This is a genomic window from Microbulbifer maximicatervae (SeqCode) (assembly GCF_052467695.1).
Genome location: NZ_CP174320.1, coordinates 617,155 through 638,537, shown reverse-complemented (window position 1 = coordinate 638,537; position 21,383 = coordinate 617,155). Strand labels below are relative to the sequence as shown.

Sequence of the window (21,383 nt, the reverse complement as noted above, 5' to 3'; positions counted from 1 at the left end):
CAAAGGTGTTAGTAGGAAATGCCGTGCTATATCGAGCGCCCCGGAGAGCTTTCGCGCTCGGCCGCCTGAAGGATGCGCTCACAAGATAGCCGATCCAGCGCGGAAGAGCGCTGTGCCAGTTGGTCTGCCAGCCAGCTGGTGGAGTGCTCTTCATCCCCAAGGGCTAGTTGTTCCAGCTGCCAGATAACATTCAGTAGGGTCTCACGCTCAAACCCGGTCTCAACCGCCTGGCTGGTAAACAGGTGGGGTTCCAGTTGTTCCAAGTCGTTGCGCTTGAGCACTAACTCCGCATAGGTAGGGTACCAGCGGCTGCTAAACGGTTCTGGTCGCTGGTGGTAGTCGAAGGTGATTCGCAGCCGGTTTCCGTCGGCATCTTCCAGAAGCGGAGTGTCATGTTCGTAGGCAGGCAGCGCTGGATTGTTCCGCAAAATATCCACGATGGCGTGCCAGTCACTGGCACTTTCATAGCAGAGCCTGACAGGCTCTACCAGCTCACGGACCCCCTTGCGATCTTCCAAAGACAGTTTTTGGCCTGGACGGTACCAGTACAGGTTAAGAAGCTGCTCATCGGCCAGGTCTGCAAGATGCGCACTGGTTAGTGGCTCTTCAGACAATGCACTCAGGTGGTCAACGGCTTGCTGTACGCTGAGCCATTGCTTGCGGTGGAAGTGTTGCTTATTACCTGTAATTCCCATTCTATTCTCCCGGCGCAATTCTACGACCTGGAGCCTCAAGTTTAGCAGGGTGCAACGCTGCTCCAGTTACTATCGTGCCTTTGCGGCGTGGGAAGATAAAAGTTACTAATTCATGGTTATAGAAAGGGTACAATGGCGCCTTTTCATATCCAGGGCATGCTGAAAAAATGAGGCCGCTCACCGGGCTACTGTCACTGGGTTTATCCGTGCAGTTTGCGCTGATGTATCGCCGATAGACTCAGACTATTCAGTCAAAAAATATGGGGTTGAAATGCGTGTTACTCTCGCAGAGTTGCTGCGGTTTGATATTGCCTCTGGCGCGGCTTTAGCCTAGGTGCTCGGCGCATGAATTTATTGCAGTGGAGCAGTTTCGCATGAGCCATAAATATACACCGCCATGTTAGTTGCGATAGGCAGCCTGTAGCCCGGATTATGTAAATACACTGATGAGAGCAGAGTCCGCTTAGTTTGTGATAAGTGGATTTCAAGATATTAAGAAAGAAACGGGTAACCTGTAAATATGGCGTGACAGCCTGACCTGTAAACCCGGAAAATTAAAAGAGCCTTTAGATGTTTAACTTTCTCCCCTCGTTTTTACTTTTGGTCATATCTTCGGTGTTACTGGCCGTTAGCACATTGGTTTGTGCAGCCCCTATACTCTTGTTTTCAGTTTTTAGGTTTATTCTCCCTTTTGCCTTTCTGCAAAAACTTTTCATGGGTTTTTTTATTTCTTGGGCAGAAATGTGGATAACCCTAAATAAAGGCTGGATGAAGCTGACCCAAAGAACCCAGGTGGATGTACAGGGGATAGAGCATCTCGATAAACATGGATGGTATCTGGTCACAGCGAACCATCAAAGCTGGGTTGATATCTTTATTATGCAGTCGATTTTTAATCGAAGAATTCCATTCCTGAAATTTTTTGTGAAGCAAGAGTTGATCAAAGTTCCTGTGATTGGAATGTGCTGGTGGGCACTCGACTTTCCATTTATGAAGCGTTACAGCAAAGAATTTTTGAAAAAACATCCAGAGATGCGCGGTAAGGATCTTGAAGCGACGAAAAAATCTTGTGAAAAATTTAAGCTAATACCCACCAGTATTATGAACTTCCTTGAAGGAACAAGGTTTAGCAAAGAGAAGCATCAAAGACAGCAATCGCCTTTCAAACATCTTCTAAAGCCCAAGTCCGGAGGGATTGCTTTTGCAATGCACTGTATGGGTGAGCAGCTGAACCAGTTACTGAATGTCACCATTGTTTACCCTGATGGTATACCTACTTTTAAAGATTTCCTTTCCGGTAAGTTAAAGAAAGTGATTGTTCGCATTGAGAAAGTCCAGTTGCCGAGCCGGTTTTTTGAGAGAGACTACGCAACCGATCAGGAGTTTCGGGTGGAGTTTAATCAGTGGGTAAATGAGTTATGGACTGAAAAGGATGCCCTGATTGATAAGCTTTTAATGGAAAGCAGGGCTTGAGCGGGGTTCGTAGAGAGGTTCACTCGTGACCCTCTCTACTGGCCGAACGTCATTATAGCCAAATAGGAAGCTGAGCCCGGATCTCCTCGGGTTCACAAGCCACCAGATTTTTTCCTGTTTCTCCCGCTATTGTTGCGCGGGTTGGAGTTTTCAAGGCATCCCTCAAGCTGCCAACCATGTAGGGTTCTGCAACAATATACAGTTTTTCGTACTGGCCCTCCTGTCTTCCCCTCTCCAGGGTATGTGCAATTTCTCTGGCAAAATTCTCACCTTCACGGCGATGTAATCCTGCAGAATTACCTACTGAGTGCCTTCCTTGACCATAGCTGTCGAAAGTGCGTCCGGGTGCATCACTCTCTTGGTCTCTGCCAGAGAGCCGTGATTCTGGGTGGAGTAGTGCCTGGATTTCATTGAGATTTCCCGCGCGTTTGTTGGCTTCAAAAATTCGCGCTTGGGACTGGTTAGCCACAAGGACCCATGCTAAGGCCATGAACATATCCTCGTTTAACTGCCTTATTTAATCCTAGTAAATAGCCATATTGGCCACGAGCCCTGGTTGCTTATTGATGGATATGGAGGTGGAAATTCTCTTTAGGTTCAATTGGAAAGGAAGTTTTTAATATTTATATGTACAAAAGAAATATACGACAGCTCTCATATTCAATTTGTAATGGCTTTTATCGGCACTTAATCCCTTCGTTTGTCGCAGTATTTCCTAGACTGTACTCAAGATGTAACAGGCGCAAGACGGACTCTTGAGTTTTCTGGCGCCTTTTGCGGCTTAGCGTAAAAAGAGGTTGTAGATATGAGTCTGATCCCCAGAGGGTCCCTATTGGACCTTGATAATATGTTTGAACAAATGCTCTCACCGACCCGTGCAATCGGCTCTGAACGCGAGGGATTTTTTTCTCCGCGTATCGATGTGAGTGAGCGCAAGAATATGTATGAAATTAGCGCTGAGCTGCCGGGAGTGGGTAAGGACGATATCAGTGTAACCCTAGAAAATGGGGTTTTGACCCTTGAAGCTGAGGTGCACCGCGAGGTTAAGGAGAAGAAGGATGGCCGCGTGCTTCGTCAGGAGCGACGTTACGGCAAGTTCTTGCGCAGTTTCAATCTTGGTGAAGATGTTCGCGAAAGTGAGATTGATGCAAATTTCAAAGATGGGATTCTCACGCTCACGGTACCAAAACATGAGGGGCATCCCCCGCAAAGAAAGCGGATTGAAGTGCACTGATCTATAGGGGTTAAGGGTGATGGGTTTTACCCGTCACTCTCTTTGGCATTTGTCTAAAGAGTTTTGAGGTACCTATGAAAGTTAAACACGCAATGCATGAGGGGGCTACCTGGTGCACCCCGGATACTCCATTACAGGAGTTGGCAAAAATTTTACGAGATGAAGATATTGGTGCAGTGCCGATTGGAGAAAATGACAGGCTTGTAGGAATAGTGACTGATAGAGATATTGTATGTCGCGGTGTGGTTCAGGGGGGTAATCTCAGCTCTCTGTCTGCCCGAGATGTTATGACAGAGGGGATTGAATGGTGCTGGGAAGAGGATGATCTGCTGTCTGCTGTCCACAAAATGGAGCAACAGTTGTTACGGCGAATGCCGGTACTCAATAGTGAAAAGCGTATGGTCGGTATTCTCAGTTTAGGGGATATTACCAGTGCCATCGCCAGCAAGCAGGGTGGGCAGTTCGCAGCAGCGGTCTCCTCGCACCACTGAGTGTGGGACTTAACGCATAATGCTCTTTACAGTCGTCAATCTATATTGGCGGCTGTTGGAAGTTTTAGTGCTCTAGAGTGTCTTGTCTGAAGCCTGTGAATCCCTCGGCAACCTAATGGCTCCATCTACTAATGGGCTGTTGATAGTCTTATTTACTTCCTGCCTGAGCTTGATCATGTTCACGGTCGACCCCGATGTCCGTTAAATGTGATTATTTGGGAGGCGTGAAGGAAGAATCAGTCGTATAATCCCTACTTTTTTTGAGGTTACTTATGGCTGTGACTCAGGAGCAGTTGGCACAACGCAGTGGAAATCAGTGCGAGCTCTGTAAAGCAGAAAATGGCTTGGCGGTTTATGACGTACCCCAGTCAGAGGGCTATCCAGATGCGGCAGTATTATTGTGTCAAACCTGTAGGGACCAGCTGGAAAATCCTGCACAGCTGGAAAGTGCGCACTGGCAGTGTCTGTCGGAGTCTATGTGGAGTACCGAGCCGGCAATTCAAGTGTTGGCATGGCGTATTCTAAAGCGCTTATCTGGCGAGACCTGGGCCCAAGACTTGTTTGACATGTTGTATTTGGATGGCGATTTGCTGGCCTGGGCAGAGGCCGGGGCAATACCAGAGGCTGGTGAGTTGGTGATTCATCGGGATAGTAATGGTGCCCAGTTACAAGCTGGAGATAATGTAGTTATTATCAAAGACTTGGATGTAAAAGGAAGCAGTTTGGTTGCAAAACGGGGAACGGCAGTTCGCGGTATCAGCTTAAGCGATAATCCTGAGCATATCGAAGGACGGGTCGAGGGTCAGAGAATTGTTATTCTGACAAAGTTTGTGAAAAAGAGTGGCTGATAAATATTTCAGAAATAACTTCATTTTCTGAAAAGGGTATCTGCCGGCGGACCCGAAATACTCCCCTGTCCGTCTTAATTATGAAAATAAGAAAGGTATAGTTTACCTTTCTTATTTTTTGCAAAATATTTCCGCTTTTATCAATTAACTGATAATTTTTAGAGCAAAATACGGTGTAATATTGAAGACGATAATAGCAATTTTGTATTGTGCTAGATATTGAAAATATGCACGGCCTAAATCTTGTTCATTAAGCTCAAATATTCGTGCGTGAATCCTGGTGATCGACTTCCTCAGGCAGACAAGTCCAATAGTTGATAGCAGTAGTATCAATATGTTTATAATCGAAGCCCAGCCTAAAAATAGTGTTAGATTTTCAGTTTCCATGTGAAATTTCCTTGCAGTTCTTTCTCGTATAAACCGATAGTTTTATGAGTAGATAGTGGAAAGTGCCACAATAGTCAGGCACTAGCCTTCAAATAAGTTGCGTTTGTGGATAGGGGTAGTCCCAGTTAGTTGAAGAGCTATGTTATATGATATAGCTATTGTCCGATGCTCATTATTCCTAGACACTGTGTGATAGTGCAAATGAGAGGTTGGCAATATGGTAGCTATAAAACATGAAGCCTATCTATGAAATTCGCAGTGGTGCGCTGGCTGGGTTTAATCTATTGGTGCCACAGCTCGGTGGTCAGTCATCAGATTTTTTAGCGCAAGTGGGGCTTCCTGCGGATTGTACACGTCGTCCAAATATCTTGATCCCCATTGCAACGCTGGTGGACCTCCTTAATTTGTGTTCACGGGACTTGTCCTGTAGTGACTTTGGCTTGCGATTGGCGGGGAAGCAAGGGCTACGTATGCTGGGCGTCCTTGGTAAGCTGATACTGGAAAGTGAGAATCTATCCAGTGCTTTGACAGTAACTCATCGGTATATGGTGTTACACAACCAGGCGGACCACTGGAAAATTTACCAAACCGATGACTGCTTGATTGCAGAGAGAGTTAATCACTTCCCCGACGCAATTCCCGCGCAACAGTATACTGAACTTTCAGTAGGCGCTGCCTATCGCCTGATACAGGAGATGGTTGGCTCTAAAGTATCTCCCCGCTCTGTTTCATTTCGGCATAAGCCCCAATCTCCGCTGAGTAGTTACCAAAATTTTTTGGCATTGAGGCTAGTTTTGAGCAAGATCGAGATCGCTTGGTTTTTGATGGATCATTGATGAACTATCCCCTCGCTAAACCCAGCAGCGGTCTTATGAGATATTTTGAGGAGTTTTCCAAGTGCTTATTGGCAGAGCACAAGGGTGATATCAGCCGACAGGTTCAAGTCTTAATCCTTCAAACTCTCGGGGCCCAGCAGCACTCCCTGGAGCAAATTTCTCGCTTACTCGGTATGCCAATGAGAACGCTTCAGCGCCGTTTAAATGAAGCGGGAACCTCCTTTAAGCAGTTGGTACAGGGGGCGCGAATGAAGACTGCTCGCTGGCATCTACGGGCCTCAAGTATTGATGTGGGATTACTATCAGCAAGTTTGGGCTACACCGATATCAGTGCTTTCTCAAAAGCATTTCGAGCCATTCATGGAAGCTCCCCACTGCAGTGGAGGAAGCGACAAGCTATTAATTGTTAATCAATTAAAGGAATTATTTTGAATAATTGTTCGGCGCTACCAATTATTACTATAAGGGTGAGCTTTTAGATTTTTCCTGATTTTACTTCAGCAGCGGCGCTTGGCTTTGCACCAATAATCTTAGGGGACTATGCTGGGCGCCACTGGAACGAATGATGAAAGGCAGAATTGAAAATGAGTGCAGAGACAATCCGTTGTAAAGCAGCTGTAGCTTGGGGGCCTGGGGAGCGTTTGGTTATTGAGGATGTCGATGTTATGCCTCCCCAACGGGGTGAAGTTCGCGTGAAATTACACGCCACCGGCGTTTGTCACACAGATGCGTTCACTTTGTCAGGAGATGATCCTGAAGGGGTATTCCCGGCAATCCTCGGTCACGAAGGTGCGGGTGTTGTTGAATCCGTTGGTGAGGGGGTGACCAGTGTCTCTGTCGGGGATCATGTAATTCCTTTGTATACCCCTGAATGTGGCGAATGTAAGTTTTGTCTCTCTGGAAAGACTAATTTGTGCCAAAAAATCAGGGGCACCCAGGGCAAAGGATTAATGCCTGACGGTTCGACACGTTTTTCGGTGAATGGGAAACCCATTTTCCATTATATGGGATGCTCTACTTTTTCTGAGTACACAGTCCTTCCTGAGATATCTGTGGCCAAAATTAATCCCGAAGCCCCCTCAAATGAGGTTTGTCTGCTGGGTTGTGGTGTTACTACGGGAATGGGAGCCGTTACCAATACCGCCAAGGTTGAGCCGGGCTCCTGTGTGGCAATTTTTGGTTTGGGCGGAATTGGTTTATCCGCAGTGATCGGAGCCAAGATGGCTGGCGCCTCACGAATTATTGGTGTCGATATTAATGAGGACAAATTTGCGCTGGCGAAGAAACTGGGGGCCACTGAGTGTATTAACCCCAAGGCTTACGATAAGCCTATCCAAGAGGTTATCGTAGAGCTTACCGATGGCGGAGTGGATTATTCTTTTGAGTGTGTGGGCAATGTTAACCTGATGAGAGCTGCCTTGGAGTCTTGCCACAAAGGATGGGGGGAATCCATTATTATTGGAGTGGCAGGTGCGGGACAGGAAATCAGTACACGCCCATTCCAGTTGGTTACAGGGCGGGTTTGGAAGGGATCAGCATTCGGCGGTGTAAAGGGGCGCTCTGAATTGCCTTCTTTCGTAGAGCGTTACCTGGCTGGAGAATTTAAATTGAATGACTTTATTACTCACTCAATGCCCCTTGAGCAAATAAATGATGCCTTCGATTTAATGCACGAAGGTAAAAGTATTCGCAGTGTTATTCATTTCCAGCAGGCTTGATAGGACCACTTAAAATGTCGATTGAATTGGTTAGCAGTACTAAATCTTTTGACGGTTTTCAGCAGCGTTACCGACATAAATCCAGCACGCTCAACTGTTCTATGGTCTTCTCCATTTTTTTACCACAGGATGCAGAGGGAAATACACAGAGGAAATATCCTGTTGTTTATTGGCTTTCGGGCTTGACGTGCACGGATGAAAACTTCAGTCAAAAGGCTGGTGCTCAGAGAGTCGCTGCAGAGTTAGGGATTATCTTAGTGATACCCGATACCAGCCCCAGAGGAGACGATGTGGCGGATGACCCGGGTTATGATCTGGGGCAGGGGGCTGGTTTTTATGTGAACGCGACTCAAGAACCTTGGAAGCAGCATTATCAAATGTATGACTATGTCGTGGATGAACTTCCAAGCCTGGTAGAACTTCATTTCCCCACCAATGGTCGACGCGGGATTTGCGGGCACTCCATGGGCGGCCATGGTGCCCTAGTAATCGGCCTGCGAAACCCCAAGCGATATCAATCAATTTCTGCTTTTAGTCCAATTTGCAATCCTATTGCTTGTCCTTGGGGAGAAAAGGCGCTGGGAACTTACTTGGGAGCTGATCCCAAGAGCTGGGAACCATATGACGCAACAGTGCTAATGGGGCGCGCTGTAGAGAAAACTCCGGTTTTGGTTTCTCAGGGGGAACAGGATGAGTTTCTTGAGGAACAGCTGAGACCACATTCCCTGCAAACAGCTGCTGAAGCCAGTGATTATCCTCTTCGGATAGAGCACCATGCAGGTTACGATCACAGTTACTATTTCATCGCTTCATTTATTGAGGAGCACTTAAGGTTCCATGCAGACTCATTGTTGAGCAGACATAGGTATTAGGCAGTGTAAATTGCGGACTAGTGAAGTTAGCCCCTCAGTTGAGGGGCTGTTTGGGCAAAGGGCTTTGCCCTGGCAAGTTGCTATGTATAAAGCGATACGAGCAGAATACATAGAGCCAAAGTGAGAGGCGTAAGCTTATCGTGCAACCGCCCGACACTCGCCAATAATTTCAGCTCTGTTCTGGTCAAAAGTTTGTTCGATCAGGAACCAGCCATTGGGACAGAAGCCACTTTCGGCTAGCAAGAGTTCCATTCTCTGCCGGGCAACTTTCTTCACATCTCCAGAATTGGCGCCGCCGGGACCGCCACCTCCTGGGCCACCACTACCCTTACCACTGCCGCCGGGACCACCACCACCGGGACCACCGCCACCTGGACCTCCACCACCCGGACCACCACGCTTACCGCCTTGGCCCTTGGGGCCAGCTCCAATGGTTGCCTTGTAGGTAAAGCGACGATGGCCCAGTTCGGTGATGTCAGTGACAAACGATTCAGTGGTGGGGATCTCTGGTGTAGAGCTACAGCCAGCAGCGATCAAAATCACAGCTGCAGATGCAAAGAGATGAACCTTCATTATTGTTACCCCATATTTTGATAAAAGCTTTAGTCCGACATTAGCTAACCACAAATGTTGGTTAAGCAGAGTAAACATTTGTAAAGGGGGGCTATTGCAGCAGGATTGTTTGTGCGCAAACCCAAAACTGTAAGGTACTGCATGTCCCGGAAGGTTCCGTTGTAGAATCCTTCACCGGTTTGCTCTATCCACAATATAGCTGCATTTTTTAGAGGATTTCCGATAAATTTGAGATACTTCTGGTGATCAGAACAAGTCCCAAAGAGAAGCTATGGCTTACCTGGATGCCATTTAGGCCGGCTCCTAAGGAAGCCGGAGATAACATGGAATTAATCAGAATTTTCTAAATAATCCCCCTGCTAGCAAAGTGGTACGTGAATTGCCAACAATACTTAATATAAAGAGTTTTCCTATGAAACAAGCACTGCTTGCATTACTTGGATGTACTTTTGCAGGAATATGTTCTGCAGAGTCACTCAGCATTGAACGGTTATTCTCCGACCCGGCTCTGAGTGGTACCGCTCCCCGAGCGCTGGAATATTCACCTGATGGGCAGCGCGTAACTTTCCTCAAAGGTAGAGTTGAAGATTACAACCGTTACGATCTTTGGGAGTACAACCTGAAAGACGGTCAGTCCCGAATTTTAGTCAATTCCGATAGTCTGCACAGCGGTAGTGAAACTCTTTCGGATGAGGAAAAGGCAAGACGGGAGCGCCAGCGAATTTATGGTAGTGGAATAATGGAGTACAGCTGGTCAGAGGATGGTCGGTCTCTGTTGTTCCCTTTGGCCGGCGATATTTACTATTACGATCTCAAAGACCGTTCTTCGCGTCGACTGACTGAAACGGAAACCTTTGAAACCGATGTAAAGGTTTCTCCCGAGGGGCACTTTGTTTCGTTTATTCGCGACCAAAATATCTATATTGTCGATCTGAAAACCGGTAGGGAAAAGCAGCTAACCAGCGACGGCAAAGATCATATTAAAAATGGAATGGCTGAGTTTGTTGCCCAGGAGGAAATGGACCGGATGACCGGTTATTGGTGGTCTCCAGATGATCAGCATATTGCTTTCCTGCAAGTTGATGAGTCGCCAGTTGATCAGGTAACCCGTAGCGAAATCTATGCGGATCGTATCGAAATGATACAGCAGCGTTACCCCGCCGCTGGGCGTGCGAATGCAAAAATCCGACTTGGCCTTATAGATATTGATTCGGGGGATATCCGTTGGATCAACCTGGGAGACAATCAGGATATTTATATTCCCCGAGTAAAATGGGCCCGTGATCACCTGTTAACTTTCCAGTGGCAATCTCGAGACCAGCAAAAGTTAGAGCTTCGTGCTTACAATCTCAATACAGGAAAAACCCGAACGCTCCTTACCGAGTCCAGCGATACCTGGGTTAACCTGAGCCATGATCTCCACTTTTTGGAAAATAGAGATGCTTTTATTTGGTCATCGGAGAGGGATGGCTTCAAACACCTGTATAAATATGATTTTGGCGGCAGATTACAGGCACAATTGACTAAGGGAGATTGGGTGGTTGACGAGTTAGAGGCTGTTGATGAGCAGGCTAACCGTTTGTATTTTACCGCACGGAAAGATACTCCAATCGAGAGGCACCTCTATACAGTCTCCCTGCAAGGGGAGAGCGACATTAAGAGAATTTCACAGCGTAGTGGTATGCACTCTATCGAATTTTCTGAGGATGCCTCTGGATATATTGATAAATTTTCCAGCGTTACCACGCCCCCTCAGGTGAGTCTGCACAGCAGCTCAGGGACCAGAATCACCTGGCTTGAGCAGAACGCTGTAAATCGTGATCACCCTATCTATCCTTATAAAGATCAATGGATCACTCCGGAATTTGGCAGTATTGAAGCGCCCCATGGCCAGGAGCTTTTCTACCGCTTGTATAAACCTGCTAATTTTGATGCGAAGAAAAGTTATCCGGTAATGGTGTTTGTCTATGGTGGTCCACACGCTCAGGTGGTTACCAATAGCTGGGATAAACTATTCAACCAGTATATGGCCCAACAGGGTTATATTGTTTTTTCCCTAGATAATCGTGGTTCAGCAAACCGCGGTACCACTTTTGAGAATCCTATCTTTAAGAATATGGGATCTCCTGAAGTGGAAGATCAAATTACCGGCGTTGAATTCCTGCGTACCCTGCCTTACGTTGATAAAAATAAAGTAGGTATCTTCGGCCACAGCTACGGTGGTTACATGGCACTGATGAGTATGTTCAAAGCCGGAGACTACTTTAAGGCGGGGGTATCGGGTGCGCCGGTTACGGACTGGACGCTGTATGATACCCATTACACTGAGCGTTATATGGGCAATCCAACCAAGGATATGGATGCCTATGAGGCATCTTCTGTGTTTCCCTATGCGAAGGGCTTACGAGGTGATCTGCTGATTTATCATGGCATGGCGGATGACAATGTGTTGTTTACCAATACCACTAAACTCATAAAACAGATGCAGGACAACGGCCAACAATTTGAGCTGATGACTTATCCAGGCAAGAAGCATAGCTTGCGCGGTAAGCAGACTCGCATCCACCAATACAGCATGATCAAGCGATTTTTTGATCGGCATTTAAAGGGGAAGGATTAAAACTTAAATAATCTCCCAGAAGAAAAAACCGAGGCTAGCCTCGGTTTTTTCTTTATTGAGGTATATGATTCTTAAGACTGAGGCTGATCAACCCGATCCAAATTCATTACCTTGGTCCAGGCCTGCACAAAATCATTTACAAACTTGTCAGCGCCATCACTGGAAGCATAAACCTCTGCGACTGCCCTTAATTCAGAGTTTGAACCAAAAATCAGATCTACAGGTGTGGCTGTCCACTTTGCCTGGCCACTTTTGCGATCTTTTCCTTCATAGATACCCTCTGATTTTGCCGACTTGGACCAGACAGTAGACATATCGAGCAGGTTCACAAAGAAATCATTCGTCAGTGTGCCGGGGCGCTGAGTAAGTACACCATTCTGTGAGGAGTCGGTATTTGCATTAAGTGCGCGCATTCCACCAACCAGAACAGTCATTTCAGGCACACTCAGGGTTAACAGGCTGGCTTTATCAACTAATAACTCTGTAGGGGTTCTCCCATAACCATCGCCAAAGTAGTTGCGGAAGCCATCGGCCAGAGGTTGTAGTACCGCAAAAGAATTAACATCTGTTTGTTCCTGGGAAGCATCGGTGCGTCCAGGCTTGAAGGGGACCTGAATTTTATGCCCGCCCTGCTCTGCAGCTTTTTCAATGGCTGCTGCGCCCCCAAGTACAATGATATCTGCCATTGAGATTTTTTTGCCCCCGGATTGGGAACTGTTAAATTCCTGCTGGACTTTTTCCAGCGATGCCAGGACTTGTGATAGTTCAGTGGGATCGTTTACCGACCAGTCCTTTTGGGGTTCCAGGCGAAGACGGCCACCATTGGCGCCACCGCGAAAATCTGAACCACGGAAGGTAGAAGCAGAGGCCCAGGCAGTCCTCACCAGATCGGGAACGCTAATGCCTGCCGCCAGTATTTTTGCTTTGAGAGAATTTATATCCCGGCTGTCAATCAGAGGGTGATCAACTTTGGGGATAGGGTCTTGCCAAATTAAATCTTCTTCGGGCACCTCCGCTCCCAAATAGCGCGCGCGAGGGCCCATATCCCGATGAGTCAGCTTGAACCAGGCTTTGGCAAAGGCGCGTTGAAATTCTTCCGGATTTTCCTGAAACCGCTTGGCAATTTCTTTGTAGCTGGGATCGAACTTAAGGGATAAATCCGTGGTAAACATGATGGGGGCATGGCGCTTGTTCTTGTCGAATGCATCGGGCACCAGATTTGCCGCGCTCTGATCATCGGGAATCCACTGAACGGCACCAGCTGGACTTTTTGTCTTCACCCAATTGAATTTAAACAGGTTGTCCAGATACTGCTGGCTCCAATTGATCGGGGCGGCAGACCAGGCCCCTTCCAGGCCGGATGTCATTGTGTCGTCGGCATTTCCTTTCCCACACTTATTTTTCCAGCCAAGCCCCTGCTGCTCAATTGGGGCGGCGGCGGGTTCTGGGCCGAGGCAATCAGCTTTCACTGCACCGTGAGCCTTACCAAAAGTATGGCCTCCGGCAATCAAGGCTACTGTCTCTTCGTCATTCATCGCCATGCGGGCAAAGGTTTCGCGGATATCTGTGGCGGCAGCCACCGGGTCGGGATTGCCGTTGGGGCCCTCCGGGTTGACATAAATAAGCCCCATTTGCACAGCACCCAGGGGTTTGTCCAGCTCCCGATTGCCGGTGTAACGCTCATCCGCCAGCATCTTGGTTTCGGGCCCCCAATAAACCAGGTCGGGCTCCCAGTCATCCTGTCGCCCCCCGGCAAATCCGTAAGTGGGGAATCCCATGGACTCCAGGGCTACATTGCCGGTTAGCACCATAAGATCAGCCCAGGACAATTTGCGCCCATATTTTTGTTTGATGGGCCAGAGTAGACGGCGGGCTTTATCCAGGTTGGCATTATCAGGCCAGCTGTTGAGGGGATCGAAACGCTGTTGGCCGCCACGGGCACCACCGCGACCATCACCGATCCGGTAGGTGCCAGCGCTGTGCCAGGCCATTCGGATCATAAATGGGCCGTAATGACCGTAGTCTGCGGGCCACCAGTCCTGTGAAGTTTTGAGCTGAGTTTCGATGTCCTGTTTTACCGCTTTAAGATCCAGGGTTTGGAATTCGGCAGCGTAATCAAAGCTGTCACCCATTGGATTGGATCTTGGAGAGTGCTGCCTGAGGGGACGCAGATCCAGCTGATCAGGCCACCAAAACCGATTGGACTTTGGCTGTCCTTCTACTGCACCCTCAAGAATTACTGGATCAGTGACGACTTCCTCATGGGTATCTGCGACACTAAATGGCGCGACTATAAATATTGAGATTAATAAAGCGACATAACTACGATTATATTTCATTAACATTTACAGTATCTCCGTACGATCGTTGGTACATCCTTTGGCTCATTATTTATTTGATGATGAAATACCTGACTCTATTCCTTACCGCTGATTTCTTTTGCCCTTTGGCTGAAGCGTAGTCTTGGATATGGGGTTAATAGTATATAAATTTTATAGCGTCAGGTTTAAAAGGAATTAATAAGGTAGATTGGTAAACTTAATTACTGGTTCTTTTATTTAAAGGAATTATGGTTTTGGGGTAGGGCGACGTTGATATTTTTATATTTTGAAGAAGTTCGTGCCAAAAAATTTGGATTGTAAATCTAAACCACTGTTGGAGAAATAAGATACACAGAACGGGATAAATAAGGCTCTCCGGACAGAGAGCCCTGAAGGCAATTAATTGCAGAGTGTCTGTAAGGTAAGAAGAGGGCTCTGCCCGCTCTCTTTGGAGCTTAAATCCAGACCGTTAATGCCCCGTTCCGATGCGATGACCAGGCCGTTATTATTATCGTTTAACCAGCTGTCGACGATTCCTGAGGCTCCCAGGTCAATGAGATGTCGGCCGGTAGAGGAGGGGATAAAGCTGCCCACCTGGAGTCCGAGAATAGAACTACCCCCGACAGAATCCCAAGTGGCCGACTCTTCCCGCCAACTTTGTGTTGCCATGTAAATGCCGTAGCTATTGCTGGAAGTATTGGTTACATTCAATTCGAGTGTCGCATCAATATACTGGCGACAGCTTAAATCTGATAAGTCAAAGCGAATGAGGCTATAGAGAGTTCCATAGGTTAGATCGCTGCCGTCGGCGAGGAGTCCATCGCTATCACCATCGAAATTATCATCCTCTTTTCTGGATGAAATAAACACATCGTCTGAAGCAACTTGAGATACCTCTTCACTAATAGAATCGCTGCAATCGGCGGTTACCCTGAGGGCTGGGGCAATACCGGTTTCTTGTGAAGAGATATCTACCCCATCACTGCCACTCAGTGAGGCAATGACCAAGCCAGTATTTTCATTGTCCAGCCAACTATCCAGAAGACCTGATGAACTCAAGTTCACCACTTGGGTACCAGTAGACGACGGGGTAAAGCTGGCGAACAACTGTGAAAGCACCGTTGATCCACCGACAGAATCCCAGGTGGCTGATTCCTCACTCCAGTTGGATTCAGCCAAGTAAATACCGTAACTATTACTGGACCGGTTGGTGATATTAAATTCGATTTCAACTGAATTTATCGTCGAGCAGTGAGATAAATTGGAGAGATCAAATTTAATCAGTGAGTAAAGCGTTCCATAGGTGCTATCACTGCCATCTGCGAGAAGTCCATCTGAGTCATTGTCAAAATTACTGGAAGAGTAGCGCGATGAAATAAATGTGTCATCAGTCACTGGTAGTGATAACTCGCCATTACCACTGTCGTCCTCAAGCATAACGCTCCTGCCAACGTTATTTTGTGCGAGAACCATAGCTTCACCAATTCGGTTGGCGCTCCACCAATTGATATTTTCCGGTAATACAAGAGGATTATTGGCTCGATCTTCTCGTGTTAGAGTACTTGCGCTGTTATCGAACTGTGCTGTGCGTACAGTGAGTTGGTCAAAGCTGACCTGGATAACTTTGAACTGCTGGATGCTGGCCATATCTATGGTCCAAAACTTGGCATCATTTGCTGAGCGAGCTGGTGCTCCCCAGCTTCCCTCACCAACGTAAACGGTGCCGCCGGTTTCGTTGGTTGAAAAATCGCTATTACTGGGGGCAACGACTTCGGTGACTTTGGTGAGATGGGTATCTGATTCGACCACCATATTCATGGCGTAGTCATAAAAGGGTTGTGCCCACCAATTAAATAATGTGGGGTTGTCAGATTTACCGCTGTAGTGGGGGAACATGGGTTTGTGGTACTGGGCAAAGCGCCAGTGACTGTAGGCGCCAGTCCCTGCTAAATCACTCTCAAGCCAATTGTTCATGGCGGTAGCATAAGATGACCAGCCGCTTTCTTGAAACTGGCTGTTTAGTGTATAGACACGCAATAGGGGGGAAATTTGTACTGCGCCGTAGGTATCACTGGGGCTACAACTACCATCCGCATTGAAGTCCACACCAAAGACCTGGCAGGTGGTTGAATAGTTGTCATCCTCATGATTTCCATGGGTAGGTATTAGAGGGTAAATACGTTGATAGCTATAGCCATCAATTTCGTCGTTGGAGTAGGTCAGCGTCCAGTCTTGTAAAAAGTCATCCATTTCCGACGCACTGTTGGCGTTGGTAAAATCACCGCCATGCATAACGGCCAGTGGGCGAATTTTGGCTAGTAAAGCATTGCCTTCGCGCCGTGTTGTATGCCCCGTGCGGGTATCTCCCCCAGCGACTATGACGAAGGGAGATTCCTCCGCAGGAGCCGTTTTAAACCAGAACCGGTCGCCACAGCCGTCCTGATCACACACACGATAGTAAACTGCTGAATCCGGTGTTAGGTTTTCCAACCTGACAAAGTAGCTATCTAAGCTGCCATCGAAGGTAGATGTTGAATCAACCCCTTGACTGCTCCAGCTAGTTTCATTGGTTGAATAGCCAAAATTAATGTAAGGATTACTAGTGTGGCCGTCTGGCGAAAAACCGATAACGGCACTGGTGGATGCATCACCATCCCAGGCCAATCTGTGGTGTTTAGTTGCTGAACTGGCATCAATTGCCAAACATAGAGTCGAGATAGCAAAAGCAGTGCTTAAGAACCGTCTCATCGGGGATTTCCTGTAAGTAGTGGTTATTATTTTCAGGCGCAGCAGCTATAGAGATTAGTCGCAAAAAACTTGTGCGGCGCGCCGGAATTATTGTGGATCTTTATTACAGGCCGTTGAATGATTGGAGACTAAACGAACGAAAGCGGCGTTTCGGTAGGGAATTGTGACGGTTTTTGCATTCATAAAATTAATTGCGCCAGCACCTGTTCCCAGGTATTGGTAGATGCCATATAAAGGCCTGTCAAAATTACGGGTCCAGTAATCTCCCCTTTGAGTTTTCGGGAAATATTCAGTCGCAATTAGAGGTCTGCCAGATTTACTCTCCTGCAGGATAATGGATCGTAACTCTGTAATATCGGGGAGCCTCCAATTTTGCGTTGCACACAATTTCTGTTGATTGGTATTGCGAATCAGATCCTCGGTATCACACCGCTCTTCTTCAAAATAACAATCTCCATTATTTTCTATACCCTCTTCATATTGATACCATGAATAGGTCCACCTTCCATCGTGAATTCCTTCGTCGTCGGTTTTTACTTCCCAAAGAAGCCCTGTATCGGTGTCGCAGATACAGGACCAGGGGCCTGCCCAAGCCTCGATAGTCTCCCCATTTTTATCAATTTTAACTAAGTGGTATTCACTTGGCAGAGGTTGTGATGGTTGGTGCAGTATGACTGCACAGACCGTGATTGCAGGAAAAATGAATACCCAAAATATACGCACAAACATTATTGATCTGCCAACTTGATTTTGACGGGGAGGGCATGGCGAGTGTGGGCTATTTGCGAGTGATCAAAGGCAGAAACCCAGAAGCAAATACCGTCTTTTATTGCTACATCTAACGCTGACCCAGTATTTAATTTACGTACCATCTCCATAGACCATTGGCCGTCCTGCCAAACAGCATAGGCCCTTACATCGGCACGATCTCCTTCAAAGCGATTTGAGGTATAGAGGACTGAAGGCATAATCGTATTGATAGGATAGTTGTCATCTTCAGCCGTGTATGGTTGGTAATCAAACCAGGAAATAGTCCAATCGCTCTTTGTATCCTCGTTTTGATATGGCGTCAGGCTGGAGGGACTTTTGGGTAGTCGTTTTGGGGTAACGTTTTTTGAGGAGTACCACTTCCAGTTCATTAAGTATGCCCCGGACTCTTTGCCATCCTGGAGATATCCTGCGGTATAGCGGCGTGCTCCTGGCCTTACAATATCAGGCTTGCCAACATAATTGTCATCTGCCAGGTGCATTTTATTGGTTCTTACTGCTTTCCAGTGCCAGAGATCGTGTATTTCATCGGATGAGCTGTAGTGGTAGCCCTTGCCATGCCAATTTGCGGGCAACTGTGCTGATGGTTTGCGGCCCAGGTGAGAGGTTCCCGAAGCACCGAAATCACAGGAATTGGAGAGCAGGATGGCAAACTTATCTTCATAGTGACGGGTTTCATTAAAATTTTGAAAACCTTGCTGTTGTATTTCCCAGCCAGAATCCACTTTTTTCAGTGGTAGGTGTTTCAGGCTTTCAGTGGGATCTTCCCAAGTGATATGAAAAAATATTTCCTGTTGGTTATGCAAGGCTCTTAAGTTGACGGTTGAGCTACCATCAATAAAGTTAGCACCTCCGTCAGTATGTATTTTAAGTGGTGTGGCTGAGGACCATGCGGATTCTTTGGGGATTCCATCTATGTTTATAAAGGTTTCCGGCCTTATTTTCTCAATTGTAAGATCGTGGTAACTGTTATTTGTAACAATAATCCAAAGTAATAAAGTGACACAGCCGGCAGATAAGTAGGTAAAAATTGAAGTTCGATAGCCCGATCGAGTATTGGGAAGCAAATAGCCCGAAGTCTTCAGACCATAGGTTATTAGGTAAACGCCAGCGTGAAAGAATATATAGAGTAAGATCGCAAAAGCACTATAAAAGTGTGCCTGGCGAAAGATAGAAGCATTGTCGGAACCAATAAATAAAATCCAGCCACTTAAGACCATGAGCACTAAAAAAAATGAGCCAATGCATGTTACTACCCTATGGTAGCTAATTGATGTTTTATAAGGTTTATTTTGTGAGGTTGTATTTTTTATTTTAATTGTTACTTTATAGGATAAGTAGCAGATAAGGATGGCCGAAGTAACAATTGCTACAAAGAAGTGAATATCATGAATCTGTCCCTGGGGTAACAGTTCTTCTATATTTCCAATACTTGGCTTTGTTAATGTGGAGATACGGAGCCCCGTTAGCAGGCTACATAAAACTGCAACAATGGCTACACTGTGCAGAATTATCCAAAGAGTACTCTTCGGTTGTTTGGCCATGGGAGTATTCCAAAAGGGTTTAGGCTAGTAAAAAAGTGTGGCATTTATATTAATTAAAATAGACTACATTCTGCTGATGGAGTCACGGTGCCTTAAAATGAGGAATGCGCTGCGCTGTAGTAACGCATTAAGAATGAATGCCGATTCCGAGCTTACCGAGATGTAATCACAGCGAGTCTCAGTTGTAGAGTGTCCTTTCCACCTGACACAATAGTTTACTACTCAGTATTTTGACCTGTTCAGAACAAATAGCGGGATAACTTATTCTTGTTGGTATTCCGCATTTTGTAACTATTCATGCAGCTGACACTTACTCAGGCTTTCACTTTTCTCCAAATCTTCCGATATGGCCATAAGTTTCGGGTGGTCACTTCTCCAGTCAAAATCTTCATGGCGAAAATCAAGATAGGATAGTGCTGAGCACAAGTTAATATGTGGCAAGCTAAGACTGGCGGGTAATCGATCCAGGTGCTTTTCCAGGTAATCTAGAGATCTCTCAATAGCACTGAAATAGCGCTGCCACCAAAAATCAGACCTAAGTTCTTCCCGTGCGCGCAGCTTTTCCATTTGCAGATGCACTGCTGCGTCCATTAATCCAGAGCTGATACTGTGAAAAGTATACAGATCCCAATTGTTATCCAGTGGCGCAGATAAGTGACCATCCCCCAAGCTTTTATCCAGAAACGCACAGATGACTTCGCTATCAATGATCGAGGAGCCATTATCCAGGGTTAGGCAGGGGACTTTTCCCAAGGGGTTGCTGGAAATAAGTTCGTCGTCATTGTGAAAGGGGTGAGAGAAATGCTCTGTTACCACAGAGTGCAGACGCTGTTCTTGCACAACAATGCGCGCCTTGCGCGCAAAGGGGGAGGAAAAGGTCAAGTACAGTTGCATAGGCCAAGCTCTTTTAGGCTGCGTGCCCTTTCAGCAACTGCAGTGACCGCCAGTGCTGCTACGAGCAACTGTTAACGCGTACTTTAGTGATGGGTAATCACTGAAGTAATGCGGTTATAGAGGTGCTGTTTTAAGTAGGCTCTCTGTTTTTTGAGGCTGGAATAGTGATCGTCGTCGGTGCCAATACCACTATCCTGAAGGCCTCTTATTTGTTTATCCAGTTTGCTGTAGATGTCGTTTTCAAGTTTGAATTGAATATCGTCTTCGATGAGCTGCTTGATTGTGTCTGCATATTCTGGGAAATCCACCGAGAGCTCGTGTGAAGCAATGGGCATAAGGGACCTCCACAATCGATATTAGTTAATGAAGTGTAGGTTCAGTCTTGCCAGTCACAAAAATGCAATTCTAGCGCTGCTTCCCTTAATCAACATAGTTATAAAGTGAAGTTAATATAAGCCTTTATATAGCCATTTGATATATATAAAAGTTGAAGCTATTTTATTAGCAAATATTTTTTACCCTCTTTTTTTTGATTATCGGTAATTGTTAGTCAGGTGAGGCTTAAACAGAGGGCTGGGTGGAAGTGACGGGCACAAAAAAGCCCGACAATTACTTGTCGGGCTTTTTTGTTGCGGTTCTGCTACTGGGCTTAGGCCGAAGCCTCCAGTGGGGCAAAGCGCAATTGGCGCCGCTGTAAAAGCTCACCGAGGTAGAGCTTTAAGTAGGCTGCAGCGGCCCGTTTCCCCTCTGCTGCGGAGTCTTCTGTTATTTTCCCAAAGCGGGAATAAGACTGGGAGCAGAAAGAGTCATTAATGTTGATAGCACACATAAACCGGTCTCGCCAATCCTGAGAGGGTGGTAACTCAAACTCCCGAGACAGGTTCTTGATCAGAGTATCTGCCAGGCGCCAATTGTTTTCCATTTGTAGTTGGCGTAATGCCCAACTGGACTGAGGTCCAAAATGTACTTTTAGTGCCGCGAGATTCTCTTCATAGTAGCTGCGCACAAGGTCGCACAGCTGATTCAGCATATCCTGCCAGCTTTCTGACGGAGAAAAATCCGAATGGCCCAATACTACGTCACCGAAAGACTTATAGTGACGCTCGGCCAGGGCGGTTAAGCTGGCATCTACACTTGGAAAGAAATGATAAACAGACGCTGCTGGAACACCTGCAACCTGACTAAGGTTTGCGAGGCTAATATCCGTAGAGTCTTGTTCAGTAATTAATACTTCAAGGGCGTCAAGAAGCTTTTCATACTTCTCCCGACCATTTTTGCGTTGTGGTTTGCGCGGACTGGCGGTGTCGCGCCGGCTGATTGCTCGTCGATCGATTTGGTTCAAACTACCTCCCCCTTTAGAC

General features: G+C 46.7%; 20 protein-coding genes. 9 read left to right on the top strand and 11 right to left on the bottom strand.

Annotated features, from left to right (window positions below):
• Positions 1 to 26 precede the first annotated feature (26 nt).
• On the bottom strand, positions 27 to 695 hold the full coding sequence (locus ACJJI8_RS02770) for a hypothetical protein (RefSeq protein ID WP_444934192.1): 669 nt from the start codon (positions 693 to 695) through the stop codon (positions 27 to 29).
• Positions 696 to 1,265: 570 nt separating this feature from the next.
• On the opposite strand from ACJJI8_RS02770, the gene yihG reads away from it, so the two are divergent.
• Positions 1,266 to 2,168: a 1-acylglycerol-3-phosphate O-acyltransferase, YihG family gene (gene yihG, locus ACJJI8_RS02765; protein ID WP_444934191.1), complete on the top strand. Its 903-nt coding sequence runs from the start codon at positions 1,266 to 1,268 to the stop codon at positions 2,166 to 2,168.
• A gap of 52 nt (positions 2,169 to 2,220) precedes the next feature.
• Here the strand turns inward: yihG and ACJJI8_RS02760 are convergent, their stop codons facing one another.
• The gene (locus ACJJI8_RS02760) at positions 2,221 to 2,658 is read right to left on the bottom strand and encodes a host attachment protein (RefSeq protein WP_413663346.1); all 438 of its coding nucleotides are present in this window, start codon (positions 2,656 to 2,658) and stop codon (positions 2,221 to 2,223) included.
• A 315-nt stretch (positions 2,659 to 2,973) separates the two neighbouring features.
• Between ACJJI8_RS02760 and ACJJI8_RS02755 the strand changes: the two genes are divergently transcribed.
• The 3 genes from ACJJI8_RS02755 (at position 2,974) to ACJJI8_RS02745 (ending at position 4,741) form a co-directional block, all read left to right on the top strand.
• Positions 2,974 to 3,402, top strand: a complete 429-nt coding sequence (locus ACJJI8_RS02755) for an Hsp20/alpha crystallin family protein (protein WP_282931225.1) — start codon at positions 2,974 to 2,976, stop codon at positions 3,400 to 3,402.
• Between the two features lie 74 nt (positions 3,403 to 3,476).
• A complete protein-coding gene (locus ACJJI8_RS02750; protein WP_108734525.1) occupies positions 3,477 to 3,893 on the top strand; it encodes a CBS domain-containing protein in 417 nt (138 codons plus the stop codon).
• Positions 3,894 to 4,165: 272 nt separating this feature from the next.
• Complete coding sequence (locus tag ACJJI8_RS02745; protein ID WP_282931227.1) at positions 4,166 to 4,741, top strand: PhnA domain-containing protein; 576 nt, start codon at positions 4,166 to 4,168, stop codon at positions 4,739 to 4,741.
• Between the two features lie 144 nt (positions 4,742 to 4,885).
• Here ACJJI8_RS02745 and ACJJI8_RS02740 read toward each other — a convergent pair whose 3' ends face one another.
• On the bottom strand, positions 4,886 to 5,128 hold the full coding sequence (locus ACJJI8_RS02740; RefSeq protein WP_444911533.1) for a DUF6868 family protein: 243 nt from the start codon (positions 5,126 to 5,128) through the stop codon (positions 4,886 to 4,888).
• A 233-nt stretch (positions 5,129 to 5,361) separates the two neighbouring features.
• On the opposite strand from ACJJI8_RS02740, the gene ACJJI8_RS02735 reads away from it, so the two are divergent.
• From ACJJI8_RS02735 to fghA, 4 genes are all read left to right on the top strand, one after another.
• Entirely contained in the window at positions 5,362 to 5,964 is a 603-nt protein-coding gene (locus ACJJI8_RS02735) for an AraC family transcriptional regulator ligand-binding domain-containing protein (RefSeq protein ID WP_444934190.1), read from the top strand.
• A 35-nt stretch (positions 5,965 to 5,999) separates the two neighbouring features.
• Entirely contained in the window at positions 6,000 to 6,374 is a 375-nt protein-coding gene (locus ACJJI8_RS02730) for a helix-turn-helix domain-containing protein (protein WP_444934189.1), read from the top strand.
• A 174-nt stretch (positions 6,375 to 6,548) separates the two neighbouring features.
• A complete protein-coding gene (locus tag ACJJI8_RS02725) occupies positions 6,549 to 7,682 on the top strand; it encodes an S-(hydroxymethyl)glutathione dehydrogenase/class III alcohol dehydrogenase (RefSeq protein ID WP_413663342.1) in 1,134 nt (377 codons plus the stop codon).
• Between the two features lie 14 nt (positions 7,683 to 7,696).
• Complete coding sequence (fghA, locus tag ACJJI8_RS02720; RefSeq protein ID WP_444934188.1) at positions 7,697 to 8,554, top strand: S-formylglutathione hydrolase; 858 nt, start codon at positions 7,697 to 7,699, stop codon at positions 8,552 to 8,554.
• A 135-nt stretch (positions 8,555 to 8,689) separates the two neighbouring features.
• On the opposite strand, the gene ACJJI8_RS02715 is transcribed toward fghA, so the two are convergent.
• The gene (locus ACJJI8_RS02715) at positions 8,690 to 9,127 is read right to left on the bottom strand and encodes a hypothetical protein (protein WP_444934187.1); all 438 of its coding nucleotides are present in this window, start codon (positions 9,125 to 9,127) and stop codon (positions 8,690 to 8,692) included.
• Between the two features lie 412 nt (positions 9,128 to 9,539).
• Here ACJJI8_RS02715 and ACJJI8_RS02710 point away from each other — a divergent pair, with 412 nt between their 5' ends.
• Complete coding sequence (locus ACJJI8_RS02710) at positions 9,540 to 11,747, top strand: S9 family peptidase (protein WP_444934186.1); 2,208 nt, start codon at positions 9,540 to 9,542, stop codon at positions 11,745 to 11,747.
• Between the two features lie 71 nt (positions 11,748 to 11,818).
• Here ACJJI8_RS02710 and katG read toward each other — a convergent pair whose 3' ends face one another.
• The 7 genes from katG to ACJJI8_RS02675 all read right to left on the bottom strand — a co-directional run bounded on the left by katG (position 11,819) and on the right by ACJJI8_RS02675 (position 21,364).
• The gene (gene katG, locus ACJJI8_RS02705) at positions 11,819 to 14,092 is read right to left on the bottom strand and encodes a catalase/peroxidase HPI (RefSeq protein WP_444934185.1); all 2,274 of its coding nucleotides are present in this window, start codon (positions 14,090 to 14,092) and stop codon (positions 11,819 to 11,821) included.
• 375 nt (positions 14,093 to 14,467) lie between these two features.
• Entirely contained in the window at positions 14,468 to 16,816 is a 2,349-nt protein-coding gene (locus tag ACJJI8_RS02700; protein ID WP_444934184.1) for a DNRLRE domain-containing protein, read from the bottom strand.
• An 87-nt stretch (positions 16,817 to 16,903) separates the two neighbouring features.
• Positions 16,904 to 17,545, bottom strand: coding sequence for an Lcl C-terminal domain-containing protein (locus ACJJI8_RS02695; protein WP_444934183.1), 642 nt, complete (start codon positions 17,543 to 17,545; stop codon positions 16,904 to 16,906).
• Positions 17,545 to 19,128 (bottom strand): ethylbenzene dehydrogenase-related protein, encoded by a 1,584-nt coding sequence (locus ACJJI8_RS02690; RefSeq protein WP_444934182.1) that lies wholly within the window; start codon positions 19,126 to 19,128, stop codon positions 17,545 to 17,547. Before ACJJI8_RS02690 ends, ACJJI8_RS02695 begins: the two co-directional genes overlap by 1 nt.
• A 291-nt stretch (positions 19,129 to 19,419) precedes the next feature.
• Positions 19,420 to 20,022: a glutathione S-transferase N-terminal domain-containing protein gene (locus tag ACJJI8_RS02685; protein ID WP_444934181.1), complete on the bottom strand. Its 603-nt coding sequence runs from the start codon at positions 20,020 to 20,022 to the stop codon at positions 19,420 to 19,422.
• 83 nt (positions 20,023 to 20,105) lie between these two features.
• Positions 20,106 to 20,357 carry an HP1242/YdcH family protein gene (locus ACJJI8_RS02680; RefSeq protein ID WP_282931240.1) on the bottom strand — a complete coding sequence of 84 codons (252 nt, stop codon included), beginning with the start codon at positions 20,355 to 20,357 and terminating at the stop codon, positions 20,106 to 20,108.
• Positions 20,358 to 20,671: 314 nt separating this feature from the next.
• Entirely contained in the window at positions 20,672 to 21,364 is a 693-nt protein-coding gene (locus ACJJI8_RS02675; protein ID WP_444934180.1) for a TetR/AcrR family transcriptional regulator, read from the bottom strand.
• Between the last annotated feature and the right edge of the window lie 19 nt (positions 21,365 to 21,383).

Coding starts and splice junctions, on each gene's coding strand:
- ACJJI8_RS02770 (WP_444934192.1), bottom strand. CDS start 695: ATGGGAATTACAGGTAATAAGCAACACTTCCACCGCAAGCAATGGCTC.
- yihG (WP_444934191.1), top strand. CDS start 1,266: ATGTTTAACTTTCTCCCCTCGTTTTTACTTTTGGTCATATCTTCGGTG.
- ACJJI8_RS02760 (WP_413663346.1), bottom strand. CDS start 2,658: ATGGCCTTAGCATGGGTCCTTGTGGCTAACCAGTCCCAAGCGCGAATT.
- ACJJI8_RS02755 (WP_282931225.1), top strand. CDS start 2,974: ATGAGTCTGATCCCCAGAGGGTCCCTATTGGACCTTGATAATATGTTT.
- ACJJI8_RS02750 (WP_108734525.1), top strand. CDS start 3,477: ATGAAAGTTAAACACGCAATGCATGAGGGGGCTACCTGGTGCACCCCG.
- ACJJI8_RS02745 (WP_282931227.1), top strand. CDS start 4,166: ATGGCTGTGACTCAGGAGCAGTTGGCACAACGCAGTGGAAATCAGTGC.
- ACJJI8_RS02740 (WP_444911533.1), bottom strand. CDS start 5,128: ATGGAAACTGAAAATCTAACACTATTTTTAGGCTGGGCTTCGATTATA.
- ACJJI8_RS02735 (WP_444934190.1), top strand. CDS start 5,362: ATGAAGCCTATCTATGAAATTCGCAGTGGTGCGCTGGCTGGGTTTAAT.
- ACJJI8_RS02730 (WP_444934189.1), top strand. CDS start 6,000: ATGAGATATTTTGAGGAGTTTTCCAAGTGCTTATTGGCAGAGCACAAG.
- ACJJI8_RS02725 (WP_413663342.1), top strand. CDS start 6,549: ATGAGTGCAGAGACAATCCGTTGTAAAGCAGCTGTAGCTTGGGGGCCT.
- fghA (WP_444934188.1), top strand. CDS start 7,697: ATGTCGATTGAATTGGTTAGCAGTACTAAATCTTTTGACGGTTTTCAG.
- ACJJI8_RS02715 (WP_444934187.1), bottom strand. CDS start 9,127: ATGAAGGTTCATCTCTTTGCATCTGCAGCTGTGATTTTGATCGCTGCT.
- ACJJI8_RS02710 (WP_444934186.1), top strand. CDS start 9,540: ATGAAACAAGCACTGCTTGCATTACTTGGATGTACTTTTGCAGGAATA.
- katG (WP_444934185.1), bottom strand. CDS start 14,092: ATGTTAATGAAATATAATCGTAGTTATGTCGCTTTATTAATCTCAATA.
- ACJJI8_RS02700 (WP_444934184.1), bottom strand. CDS start 16,816: ATGAGACGGTTCTTAAGCACTGCTTTTGCTATCTCGACTCTATGTTTG.
- ACJJI8_RS02695 (WP_444934183.1), bottom strand. CDS start 17,545: ATGTTTGTGCGTATATTTTGGGTATTCATTTTTCCTGCAATCACGGTC.
- ACJJI8_RS02690 (WP_444934182.1), bottom strand. CDS start 19,128: ATGGCCAAACAACCGAAGAGTACTCTTTGGATAATTCTGCACAGTGTA.
- ACJJI8_RS02685 (WP_444934181.1), bottom strand. CDS start 20,022: ATGCAACTGTACTTGACCTTTTCCTCCCCCTTTGCGCGCAAGGCGCGC.
- ACJJI8_RS02680 (WP_282931240.1), bottom strand. CDS start 20,357: ATGCCCATTGCTTCACACGAGCTCTCGGTGGATTTCCCAGAATATGCA.